9 protein-coding genes and 1 tRNA gene are annotated in these 12,134 nt (G+C 58.3%); 3 read left to right on the forward strand and 7 right to left on the reverse strand.

Translation table 11 applies throughout. The annotated features are described in order from the left end of the window. Positions 1–7 precede the first annotated feature (7 nt). The 3 genes from ACT8X9_RS04495 to glmS all read left to right on the forward strand — a co-directional run bounded on the left by ACT8X9_RS04495 (position 8) and on the right by glmS (position 3,807). Entirely contained in the window at positions 8–880 is an 873-nt protein-coding gene (locus ACT8X9_RS04495) for a DUF5685 family protein (protein ID WP_444268255.1), read from the forward strand. Next, positions 877–1,434, forward strand: coding sequence for a hypothetical protein (locus tag ACT8X9_RS04500; RefSeq protein ID WP_227620247.1), 558 nt, complete (start codon positions 877–879; stop codon positions 1,432–1,434). Before ACT8X9_RS04495 ends, ACT8X9_RS04500 begins: the two co-directional genes overlap by 4 nt. Positions 1,435–1,974: 540 nt before the next feature. After that, positions 1,975–3,807 carry a glutamine--fructose-6-phosphate transaminase (isomerizing) gene (gene glmS, locus ACT8X9_RS04505; protein WP_444268256.1) on the forward strand — a complete coding sequence of 611 codons (1,833 nt, stop codon included), beginning with the start codon at positions 1,975–1,977 and terminating at the stop codon, positions 3,805–3,807. A 177-nt stretch (positions 3,808–3,984) separates the two neighbouring features. Here glmS and ACT8X9_RS04510 read toward each other — a convergent pair whose 3' ends face one another. The 7 genes from ACT8X9_RS04510 to ACT8X9_RS04540 form a co-directional block, all read right to left on the reverse strand. After that, positions 3,985–5,466: an Ig-like domain-containing protein gene (locus ACT8X9_RS04510; protein ID WP_444268257.1), complete on the reverse strand. Its 1,482-nt coding sequence runs from the start codon at positions 5,464–5,466 to the stop codon at positions 3,985–3,987. Between the two features lie 32 nt (positions 5,467–5,498). Next, positions 5,499–6,611, reverse strand: a complete 1,113-nt coding sequence (locus ACT8X9_RS04515; protein ID WP_444268258.1) for an HlyD family secretion protein — start codon at positions 6,609–6,611, stop codon at positions 5,499–5,501. Positions 6,612–6,613: 2 nt separating this feature from the next. Then, positions 6,614–7,069: a hypothetical protein gene (locus tag ACT8X9_RS04520; protein ID WP_227620251.1), complete on the reverse strand. Its 456-nt coding sequence runs from the start codon at positions 7,067–7,069 to the stop codon at positions 6,614–6,616. Between the two features lie 319 nt (positions 7,070–7,388). Further along, positions 7,389–7,796, reverse strand: coding sequence for a hypothetical protein (locus ACT8X9_RS04525; protein WP_249233393.1), 408 nt, complete (start codon positions 7,794–7,796; stop codon positions 7,389–7,391). A gap of 114 nt (positions 7,797–7,910) precedes the next feature. After that, positions 7,911–10,247, reverse strand: coding sequence for a peptidase domain-containing ABC transporter (locus ACT8X9_RS04530; protein WP_444268259.1), 2,337 nt, complete (start codon positions 10,245–10,247; stop codon positions 7,911–7,913). Positions 10,248–10,695: 448 nt separating this feature from the next. Continuing rightward, complete coding sequence (locus ACT8X9_RS04535) at positions 10,696–11,100, reverse strand: hypothetical protein (RefSeq protein WP_444268260.1); 405 nt, start codon at positions 11,098–11,100, stop codon at positions 10,696–10,698. A gap of 669 nt (positions 11,101–11,769) precedes the next feature. Then, a tRNA-Asn gene (locus ACT8X9_RS04540) sits at positions 11,770–11,843 on the reverse strand. Positions 11,844–12,134 lie beyond the last annotated feature (291 nt).

Raw genomic sequence — 12,134 nt, forward strand, 5'->3', positions numbered from 1 at the left:
GATCAGAATGAGAGGACGTATGCGGCCCTATCTGCCGGAGCTGACCATCCGGGACTACAATACCTATCAGTGGTATCTGCGGGGCGTACGCCGTCAGCTTTACACCACCTATGGGATCTATCCCTGTTATTATGGCCTGCGCTACAACGGCGTGCTGTTTGCACTGCTGGCCGATAGTCTTGCAGGCCGCCCGGCGACCTGCAAGCGGATGCGGGTGCCCGGCACACTGCTCTGGCAGAATATGATGTGTCAGACGCAGGGCATCCGGCTGGCCGCACAGGTGGAAGTCCTGCTCAGCTGGCACCGCATTCAGGATGCCCAGTGGGCGGATCTTCCGGTCGGCAAAAAGGTGCGCCGGGTGGTGGATACCGTGTTGCTGCGCAGAGCCTATAAAAAGGCTGCGGCAGAAAATCCGGCGCTGGAGCGTATCTTCGCGCAGGAGCGCGATCAGGCCAACGTCCAGATGGCCCTGAACGCCAAGAACTACCTGCTGGCCGCAGAGCCGAAGGGCAACCTCTACGGTGCGCTCTACTCGGTTCTGGCCACGGACGACCCCAACCAGCGCAAGAGTATGCACTATATCGGCAGCTGTATCGGCCGTGCGGCCTACCTGTTGGACAAAGCCGAGAGCTTTTCCCGGGACAAGGACAAGAAACGCTACAACATCTTCCTCGTGAACGGCATCTATGACCGGAACGCCGCCCGGGAAAACGCCCGGCGGCAGGCCCTTGCCATCGCCAACGACCTCGTCCGGGCCTATGGGATGCTGGACGTCAAGCTCAACCGCACCCTGCTGGACAACATCATGCTCCTCGGCCTCCGACACGCCATTGAGCCGCTGGACGCCGAGAACCAGCCGGTGCGCTGGGAGCTGCCGTGAAGGGCCGCAGGAGCAAGAGCTGGGCAATGGCCTACTGCGGCATGGCCGCAGCGCTCAGCGTGGCCATGATGCTGATGGGAGCGGTCTTTCCCATCGCAATGTTCATCGCCCCGGCGGTGGCCAGCTTCCTCATCGCCACGGTCTGCGTGGAGTGCGGCCGGACGATGGCCCTGACGGCCTACGGCGCGGTGAGCCTGCTGAGCCTGCTCTTCGTGCCGGACAAGGAGGTGGCGCTGACCTTCGTGTTCCTGCTGGGGTACTATCCGCTGGCAAAGCCTTATTTCGAGAAAATACGCCCCGCTCTGCTGCGGGCCGTCTGCAAGCTGCTGCTCTGCAACGGCGCTGTGCTGGCGATGTACGGGCTGGTGCTGCTGCTGGTGCCGGCAGGCAGCATCGCCGAGGAGCTGCGCACCACGGCGCTGGCAGTCTCGCTGGTGACGCTGGCGATGGGCAACGTGGCCTTTCTGCTCTACGACCGCGCACTGCACAATATGCTGATGCTCTACCATCTGGTCTGGCAGCCGAAGCTCCACAAAATGCTGGGCGTCCATTGACGAGCGGCCCATTTTATGATATAAATAAAACCGACCTTTTCTGTCGGCTTCTGACAGCTCCGGAAGGAGCTGTTTTTTGTTTTTGGAAGTCGGCGGAATGAGACAGAAAGAGGGGATAAGACTACTTCAGTTGACGAGAAAGCGCCGGGCCACGCGGGTGACAGCCGTGAGGGTGACGAGGAGAGGGATCATCGAAAGTTTCGGCGGGTGTCCCTCCGGTTGAAAGAAGGGGCTTTCATCGTCAGAGCGTGCCGGATAGGCGAGGATTTTTGTCAGCAGATAAGGCGCTTTTCCGTAGCAATCCTGACGGATTGCAAGGGAAAGCAACGCTGTATGGTGGCAAAAAGACCGTTTAGACGGTATGCTATGGCAATGAAAGTCACTTCTAAGGCTACCAGCCGCAGAAAAAGGAGAAAAAACGGCAGCAATACCGCAACAGACTCCTTTCAAAGAAAGCCATACAAGAACATAAACTTATCGTAAGAGGCTGACAGTCGCAGTGCGCGTTCGCGCCGGGCTGTCGGCATGGAGGTGTTTTGTATGTGTGGCATCGTAGGTTATTCGGGAAAGCGCAATGCGCAGGAAGTGCTGCTGAACGGGCTGGAAAAGCTGGAATATCGTGGGTATGACTCCGCAGGCGTTGCGCTGGCGCTGGAGGGCGGCATCCACGTCGTCAAGAGCAAGGGACGGCTGGAGGTGCTCCGCCGCAAGCTGGAGGCAGAGAGCCTGCCCGAGAGCTTCTGCGGCATCGGACACACCCGCTGGGCCACCCACGGCGAACCCAGCGATGTGAACAGCCATCCCCACTCCACCCCTCGCGTGAGCATCGTCCACAATGGCATCATCGAGAACTACGGCCCCCTGAAGGCCGACCTGATGGCCAAGGGCGTCACCTTTGAGAGCGAGACGGACACCGAGGTGCTGGTCAGGCTCATCGACTATTTCTGCTGCACCCAGCCCAAGGCAAGCCCGCTGACGGCTCTGCGGGAGGCGCTGGGGATGGTGCGCGGCAGCTATGCGCTGGGCGTGCTGTTCCGGGCCGAGCCGGACACCATCTACGCCGTCAAGAAGGAAAGCCCCCTCATCGTGGGCTGGGGCGAGGGCGAGAACTTCGTGGCCTCCGACATCCCGGCCCTGCTCAAGTATACCCGCCGCTACAGCGTCCTCGAGGAGGGCGACATGGCGGTGGTCAAGGCCGACGGCATCCGGTTCTATGATGCTTTTGGCAAGCCGGTGGAGCGGGAAGTGCTGACCGCCGACTGGGACGAGGAGGCTGCGGAGAAGGGCGGCTATCCCCACTTTATGCTCAAGGAGATCCACGAGCAGCCCGCCGCCATCACCGCCACCGTCAGCCCCCGTGTGGAGGATGGTATGCCCGACCTCCGCCTCCCGGAGCTGACCGACGAGCGGCTGCGAAAGATCAGGAACATCCACCTCGTAGCCTGCGGCACGGCCATGCACGCCGGTATGGTGGGCAAGACCGCCATCGAGCGGCTGGCCCGCGTCCATGCCGAGGTGGACATCGCCAGTGAGTTCCGCTACCGTGACCCCATCCTTGATCCCGAGGATCTCGTCATCATCATCAGCCAGTCGGGTGAGACCAGCGATACGCTGGCGGCTCTCCGCCTCGCCAAGAGCCGGGGCGTCCCGGTGCTGGCCATCGTCAATGTGGTGGGCAGCTCCATCGCCCGCGCGGCGGACTACGTCCTCTACACCTATGCAGGCCCGGAGATCGCTGTGGCGTCTACCAAGGCCTATATGGTGCAGCTGTGCACCCTCTACCTCTTCGCGTTCCGTCTGGCGTACGCCAAGGGCCGTCTGAGCGAGGCTGAGACCAAGCGCCTGACTGCCGAGCTGCTGCGGGCCGGGGAGGTCATCCAGCCCCGTCTGGCGGACTGTGAGCAGATCAAATACCTCGCCAGCCGCTTTGTCAACACCCAGAGCTGCTTCTTCATCGGACGCGGCTTCGACTACGCCCTCTCGCTGGAGGGCAGCCTGAAGCTCAAGGAAATCAGCTACGTCCACTCGGACGCCTACGCTGCCGGTGAGCTGAAGCACGGCACCATCAGCCTCATCACCGAGGGCGTGCCGGTCATTGCACTGGCGACCCAGAAGCAGGTGTACGAGAAGACCATCTCCAACGCCAAAGAGACCAGGAGCCGGGGCGCACGGGTCATCCTCTTCACTACCAAGGACGCCGTCGTTCCCGACGGCGTGGCCGACTATGTGGTGCGTCTGGACGACTACGAAGAGCTGCTGATGCCCCTGCAGCTCATCGTGCCGCTGCAGCTGTTCGCCTACTATATGGCCGTCCTGCGCGGCTGTGACGTCGATAAGCCCCGCAATCTGGCAAAGAGCGTGACGGTGGAGTAAAAGTACCCCGCTGAAAGGCTCTCCCTTTGGGAGAGCTGGCGCGGAGCGCCTGAGAGGGCAAGGACGCTGAAGAGAGAGACTTTAGCCCGCTCGGAGCAACTGTAATACGATAAACAAAACAGCGGCTGCCGTAGTCTTCAAGGACTTACAACAGCCGCCGCTTTTCTTTTATGAGAGTTACCAGAACCAATAGCGTTTCTTGATGGCGATATAGGCGATGATGATGCCCACGATGACCACAAGACCCGCGATGAAGAAGGTAAAGTCCACATGGACGAAGCGGAGATTCTGGGTGGTCAGCAGATATTCGCCCGCCGTGTCTGCCTCGAGGACATGATCCCTGTAGCTGTTGAGGAACTGCCACTTGCCCTTGACGGCGTTGTGGAGGTAGACGCGGGTGTAGGCGGCGTTGTCGCCGGTCATCTCGACCTGAACGACGCCGGGCAGAGCTGCGCCGCCGTTGAGGGTGAAGGTGACGCCGTACTCAGAGGGGGCAAAGCTCAGGGCCGTGCTCACCTGTGCGGCGGTGTTCTTCACGCCGGTGCCTGCGATGCGGATGGTGTAGCCGTCGGCCTCCACCGCGAGGGTCTTGCCGCTGAGGCGGAGGGCGTTCAGCATCTCGCTGGTGACGACAGGCACTTCGCGCTGTGCGAAGGCTACCTCATCGCCTTCGGCAGCCTCGATGGCCTCCACGACGGGGTCGATGAGGGACTCCCCGCTGCCGTCGCCGCTGTTGTCACCGCTGCCAGAGCCGCCGCTGGATACGCTGCGGTTGACGATGACCGTCACCGAGGCGGACGCCGTGCCGTTGGACACGACCACGGAGGTCGCGCCCGTGCCCACAGCGGTGATGACGCCCTTGGCGCTCACAGAAGCCACCTTGGAGTCGTTCGACTTGAAGGTAAGGGACTGGGAGGCTGAGGATGGAGTCACTTTTCCGGTGATGGTGCGGCTTGCGCCCGGCTTCAGGACGACGTAACTGGTGTTCAGGTCGATGGACTGACGATCCAAGCCGCTGTTGACGACCTTGATGGTGGCCGAGGCGGTCACATCGCCGCAGGTGGCGGTGATGGTGGCGGTGCCGGGGGCAACGCCGGTGACTTTGCCAAAGTTGTTGACAGTGGCCACAGCCGGATTCGAGGAGCTGAGGCTCACGCTGGCGTAATTCGATGCACTGGTGGGCAGCACGCCCAGCGACAGGGAAGTGGTGTCGCCGACGGAGATGGTGTTCGAAGCCAGCGTGATGTCCATCTCCTTGACGATCATGGAGTCGTCCAGCTCGGTGGTGATGGTGTAGACGCAGCTGACGCCGTTCGCGCTGGCGACGACCTGCGCTGTGCCGACGCCCACAGCCTGTGCCACGCCCTCAGACGTCACGGACACGATGGTGGGGTCATTGGACAGGAAAGTCACCGTGGCGGTGCGTGCGGCCTTGGCGGGCAGGATGACGGGCGAGAGCTGCTGCGCCGTGCCCACCGTCATGGTGGAGGCGTAGCTGCCGGTCTCGACGCTCTCCACCTCCGCAGCAAGCCACGGCAGAGAGATGGCAGCCGGGGCGGCCGCAAAGGGGCTGGCGGCTCCGGCCGGAAGCGCAGCGCCGCCGGCCAGCAGACCCAGCAGAGCGGCGCTCACGGCCAGCATTTTCGGGTTCAGTTTCATTCTTTCGTACCTCTTTGGGCGTTGGTGTGCGCTCAGCGGAACAGGACGCCCAGAGCCTCCATCGCGTATTCGAAATAGGTCAGCTTGTCGTACTCCACACGGGCGGTGACGCTCATGCCGTTGGACAGATCGACCTTGTCGCCGCTGTTGCTGATGACATAGGTGCTGTCCGGGGTGATGGTCATTTTGTAGTAGGAGCCGGAGGAGCTGGCGGTCACATCGCTGTCGATGGAGGTCACGGTACCGGTCAGGGTGCCGTAGGAGTACTCCGACAAGCCGGTGATGGCGATCTTGCAGGGGTCGCCCACATGGAGGAGGGGCCGGTCGCTGAGGGTGACGTAGGCCACCACCTCGAGGTCGCTGTTCTCGCTGGCGACGGTGGCCAGCGGGGTGCCGGCGCTCAGCACCATGCCCACCTTATAGGGCGTGTCCATGTGGATGACGCCGGAGGTGGGGGCGTAGATGTAATAGTCGTTGGCGCCGGTGTTCAGGGCGTCCAGCTGGCTCAGCAGATTGTCGATGTTGCTCTGCACGCTGGTCAGGCTGGCGGAGATGGACTGCAAGGTGGAGTAATACAGCGCCTCCACTTCGCTCTGGTTCTGCTCCATCAGGGCTTTGATCTGCTCGTCGGAGTAGCCTGCGGCCTGATAGGGCGAGGCGTCGAAAGCCTTCTGCGCCACCTGACTCTTGTAAGTCTCATACTGGTAGTAGTAGGGCTGGTCGTCGATGTCCGTCTCGCTGAAATAGTTCTTGTCGTCCTGAATGGACTTTACCAGCTTCTCGTACTGGGACTTCTGCTTTTTGTAGATGTCCAGCTGGCTCTGGATGCTGTCCTGCTGCATATCGAGGTCGGTGCTCTTGATGTGGGCGATGAGGTCGCCCTCGTTGACGTAGGTGCCCTCAGAGACATTCAGCTCGGTGATGGAGCCGGAGTAGCTGGACATGATGTAGGTCTTGTTGGCGGCCTGCACCGTGCCGCTGGACTGGCTGACGTAGGTGCGGTAGTTTTTGGTGCTCCACACCACGAGGAAAAGCATCAGGGCGGCCGTCAGGAGGACGAGCGCATACCCGAAGGGGGGCAGCTTCTTCTCCATCATGATGCGGCGGTCCTGCAGCTCGGTGATGTCGCGGATGGTCGTCGTCATAATCACTTCGTCTCCATAAAGGTATCGACCACGCCCTCGTCGTCGTCCTGATTGACGAAGACGGTGTAGACGGTGCCGGTCAGCTCCAGCTCATGCTCGAAAGCCATGATGTTCAGCTTCTGGGAGGCAAGGCCGCTCTGGCTCATGGGGCCGACGTAGTGGGCGTACAGGCAGTTGCGCACCCGCAGCACGGCGTCCATGGTGTAGCCGGCCTCCATGCGGGGGATAAGCTGGGTAGCCTGCTGCATCATGTAGACCTCGGGCTGGGGGTTGGGGCCAGCAGGGATCTTGACGCACTGGATGATGGGGCCGAGGGGCTGCGCGCCGCTGCTCTTGATGAAGTTGTGCAGCTGGGTCAGCACGATCTGCATATTGTTGAACTCCTCGGGCTGGATGCGGCGGCTGACCACGTTGGTCAGCTTGAGGGTCTTGTTTTCTGCGGTCTGGATCTCTCTCATGATTTTATACCACCTGTTCTTGGTTTCATTGCTTGTAATAGGCAATAGCAAAAGGTAGAATCTTATTCTGCAGAGTCATTTCGTGACGGAGAGGTTTCTACATTTTGCTATCACCTATTACTCATCCGATGATGAATATTAGGCATCACTTTATTATAACGGTTTGGCGGTGTGGAATAAAGGGCCAAACTGTAAATTTTATAAAAAAATAAGATATGCCCGGAGGCAGGTGCCTCCGGGCATACCATTACGAGGCATTGTCATCCGGCGGCCCGAGAGCCGCCGGACGAAATACACTTCAGATTTTAGGGGTTACCGATTACTTCAGCTTAGCATCGAAAGAGGCGACGCCGTCGTTGAAGTCGATCTTGGCAGGAGCGGTGCCCAGGGTGTAGACGACAGAAGCCAGACCCAGAGTACGCATGACCTTGTTGCCGAAGCCCATGTCGTCATCGCCGTACAGAGCCAGCTTCAGGGTGCCCTCGTCGCCGAACAGCTTGACGCCGTCGTCGCCGCCCCAGTTGCCGCTGAACATGGTGCCCAGAACCTTTTCGGTGAAGATAGACTGGAAAGAGTTGCTGACCAGAGTGATCACGTTGGTGTTGAACTGCTTGACGTTAGCAGCGTTCCAGATAGGAGCGGTGGTGTCAGCCAGAACGGAGAACAGGTCAGCGCCGCCGTAGACGACCTCAGAGTTAACAGCAGTAAAGTTTGCAGGCATCATCATAATGAATTACTCCCTTCAAATGAATGAAAAACAAATTTAGTCGGCCCAGTTCCCAGATGCGCATCCGGAAAGAAAGCCATTTATGTAACCGCGTGCGCACGCGGCTGCAACGAATTAGTAGGTGATGGACTCGCCATCCTCCTCGTCCTCCACCACTTTCGCGGCGGCGGCAGGTGCGGGCTGTTCCGCTTTTTTCTTGTTGCGGAAAATGCCCTGCTGCAGGCTCCAAAGCTCGTAGTACTTGCCCTGTTTTGCCAGCAACTCTTCGTGGGTGCCCCGCTCCACGATCTCGCCGTGATCCATGACCAAGATGAGGTCACAATCCCGGATGGTCGAGAGGCGGTGGGCGACGATCAGCATCGAGCGGTCTGCAAGCTGGTTGTAGATCATATCAAAGATGGTATTCTCTGTGCCAAAGTCCAGACTGCTGGTGGATTCGTCTAAGATATAGAGGTTCGCATCCTTCAGGAAGGCCCGGGCCAAAGCCAGACGCTGCTTCTCGCCGCCCGAGAGACCGTTGCCGGCTTCTTCGAGGTAGGTGTTGTACTGCAGCGGCAGCTTCCGGATGAACTCGTGGGCATCTGCCTTTTTGGCAGCGGCCTTGACCTCATCGAGGGTGGCCTCCGGTCGGGAAATGCGGATGTTGTCATAGATGGTCTTGCTGAACAGCTCGACGTTCTGGGGGACATAGGCGATGGCGCGGCGGACAGAGGCATTGCTGTACTCGTCCAGCGGGACACCGCCCACGCGGATGGAACCTTCCTCCGGCTCATAATACTTGAGCAGGAGTTTGGTGATGGTGGATTTGCCGCTGCCGCTGCTGCCCACGAGGGCCACCTTCTTGCCATAAGGGATGGTGAAGGAGACATGGCTCAGGGCCGGGGAACGGCTGCCGTAGCGGAAGGAGACATCCTTGAACTCAATATCACCGTCGATCTTTTCCATCTCGGTGTATTCCCGGGTCTCGTCCTGCTCGGACTCGTAATCCATGATCTCGGTCAGACGCTTGATGGAGATCTGTGCCTGCTGGATGGACATCTGCAGGCTGACCAGCTCGCTGACCGGAGAAGTAAAGTAAGAGGAAAGGGTGCTGAACGCCATATAGCTGCCCAGCGTCATCTCACCATTCAGCACCTGCATGATACCGACATAGGACGTTACCATGCCGAGGATGGTGGTGATGAGGGTGGAGACAAGGGACTGCACCGTGCTGATCTTGCTGGAGCGCAGGCTTATCTTCAGGCTCTTGATGTACTCCCGTTCCAGAGCTTCCAGCTCCCGGTCTTCCTCTGCATTGCACTTGACCGTCTCGATGCCGCGCAGACTTTCGATCATCTGGCTGTTCAGGATGGCCGACTGCTGCATCGTCTCTTCGTTGATCCGCTTGAAGGGCTGCTTGAAGATGAAGACGAGCAGGATGCTCAGCAGGGTGGTAAAGATGGAGATGGAGAAGAGGGTAGCGTTCATCCGGAAGAGGATGACGCCGGTAACGCAGGCCATCACAATATCCATCGCAACGCTCAACGCGATGCTGGTGAACACCGATTTGATGGTGCTGGCGTCGGAGTAGCGGGTGGTGATCTCGCCGGTCTTGCGGGTGGCGAAGAACTTCATGGGCAGCTTGAAAACGTGCCCGAAATAGCCCAGCATCAGGGGGATGTCGATCTTGATGGACAGATAGATGAGCACCCACTGCCGCACCATGCTGATGAGGGCGCTGGTGACGCTGACTAAGCTGAACACCAGAATCATCGAGATCAGCAGGCTCTTCAGACCGTAGGGGAGGATCTCATCCATCAATATCTTGTTGAACATCGAGGATGCGATTCCCAGAACTGTCATGATGACCGAGCTGAGGATGGCGTAGAAGAATAGCTTTTTCTGGGGGAGCAGCAGGTCGAGGAAACGCTTGACCATACTGCCCTGTTCCTGCTTGCCTGCCTTAAACTCCGAGGTAGGGGTCAGCAGAAGCAGGACGCCGGTAAAGTTCTTGTAGAACTCATCGAGGGAGATCTTCTTCAGCTCTTTTGCCGGGTCGCCGATGATGACGTAATCCCGACACTTGAACTTCTTTCCCTCGTCGGCGCATTTTTTCCGTGCTTCCTCTTCCTTGAGGACATGCCGCCGACGCTCGCCGTCGTCCTTGATGGTCGTCTTTTTAAAGACGGTCACGAAATGGGCGAGGCCCTCGTCGGTGATGACCTGCGCGATGCAGGGAACGGAAAACTCACTGAGGAAATTTTCGCGGTCTACGCGGACGGCGGCGGTGCTGAACCCCAGCTCCTCCGCGGCCTTCTGCAGACCGGTCAGGTTTGTGCCTTTCAGGTCCGTACCCATCATGTCCCGCAGGCGGGTGATGGTGATCTCCTTTTTGTAATGGAGGCACACCATTGCGAGACAGGCGGCAGCACAGTCCGTAGTGTCGTGCTGCCGGACGTAGGTATAACGCATAGATGCTTCCTTTTTGGTTTCTATCTCAAAACGCCCTTGCGCCAGCTGGCGGACGGACGATTTGGCGAAGAAGAAAGGGCTTCTGACTGCTGCGCCTTACACACTTCCTGAGAAAAGCAGCATACAGCTCTCTGCCTCGCCCCGCCCTGCGGCCAAGCGGAGCAGAGAGCAGCTGCTATCAAAAGAAGGGAGCGCCTACCCTTTGATCATTTTGGTCGGCCCGGAGAAGGTATTTTGACGTATCATCTCCTGAACCTTGGGCATAGTATAACACATTCTGTCGGCTTGTTCAAGAGGACAATTTTTAATAAACCCTTAAATTTTGAAAAAAATGTGAAAAAAGTCTCAGTTTGGTAACAAAAGAAATGCACAAAAAGCGCGGCGGACCGCGAAAGTCCGCCGCGCTTTTTTACAGATCGTGCAGAATGATAAAACAATTACAGCTCGATCAGATCTTTTTGATAGTGACGGGGAAATTGGCGGGATTCTTCTCGAAGCCGACCTTAGCAGATGCGGTGCCCAGAGTGTAGACGAAAGAAGCCAGACCCAGAGTACGCATGGTCTTGTTCAGGAAGGACATGTCGCCAGCGTCAGCGCCGTACAGGAAAGTCTTCAGGGTGCCGTCAGAGCCGAACAGCTTGAGGCCGTCGTCGCCGCCCCAGTTGCCACCGAACATGGTGCCCAGAGTTGCTTTGATAATACCATCCTGGAAGCTGTTGCTGACCAGAGTGATGACATTGGTGGAGAACTGCTTCACGTTAGCAGCAGTCCAAGCGTTGGGCAGGTAATCAGCCACGGCACCGCCGTAGACGACCTCTGCGTTGACAGCAGAGAAGTTTGCAGGCATCATCATAATGAATTACTCCCTTCAAATGAAAAAACGAATATGATCGGTCTCCTCCCGGTTGCGCAACCGGGAAAACCTATGTAACCGAGTGCGCACTCGGCAACATCACGAGTTAAGTGGGTTGTAGTGCCTTTTTGGAGACACCTCTATTACATTTTACCATACTTCCCCATCTGCCACAAGGCCAAACGGCCAAGAAAACAGCCAAAACAGGGAAAAAGTAGAAAAAATGCGTGGAAAGTACGCTGCCGCCTGCCCCTCACAGCCGCTCGGCTGGGGCAAAAACGCCAGAATCTCCAAAAAATCCATTACAGCTTGGATGTAGTGTAACACAAATACGCCATTTCTTCAAGAGGACTTTTTTTAATTTACCCTTAATTTTTGAAAATAATGTGAAAAAGGCTACAGTTTGGTTACACGAGAGGGACGAAATCTACCGGTTTTGCAAAGCCTCTCCCTTTGGGAGAGGTGTCACCGCAGGTGGCGGAGAGGGCAAGCCCGTAGCGATAGAGCCGCATACATAGCAATAGGCAGGCTCTTTGTCAGAGGGATGTTATCGCCGCGCAGCAGTTTCGCTGTGAGCGTCCTTGCCCTCTCAGGCGCTTCGCGCCAGCTCTCCTAAAGGGAGAGCCTTTGAAAACAAAAAGCGGCGGGGAAAGCTCCCCGCCGCGAAAGCGCCTCTTGCCTGACTCGAACAGGCGACACCCTGATTAACAGTCAGGTGCTCTAACCGACTGAGCTAAAGAGGCAGATATTCATTTCTCTGCGGCATTGCCGCGAGAAGTATTATACCGCATCTCGGGAGAGTTTGCAAGGGGTTTTTGTGATTTTTTGCACACTTATTGGTTTTGCAGTGCTCCCGTAAGGCTCTCCCCTTGGGAGAGCTGGCGCGAAGCGCCTGAGAGGGCAAGGACGCTGCCAGCGACACGACCGGGCTGCGGTACTATCGCTCTGACAAAGGCCGCTGCATATCGCTGTGCCTGCAGCTCTATCGCTACGGGCTTGCCCTCTCCGCCACCTGCGGTGACACCTCTCCCAAA

Source organism: Faecalibacterium sp., assembly GCF_052358865.1.
Classification (GTDB): Bacteria; Bacillota; Clostridia; order Oscillospirales; family Ruminococcaceae; genus Faecalibacterium; species Faecalibacterium butyricigenerans.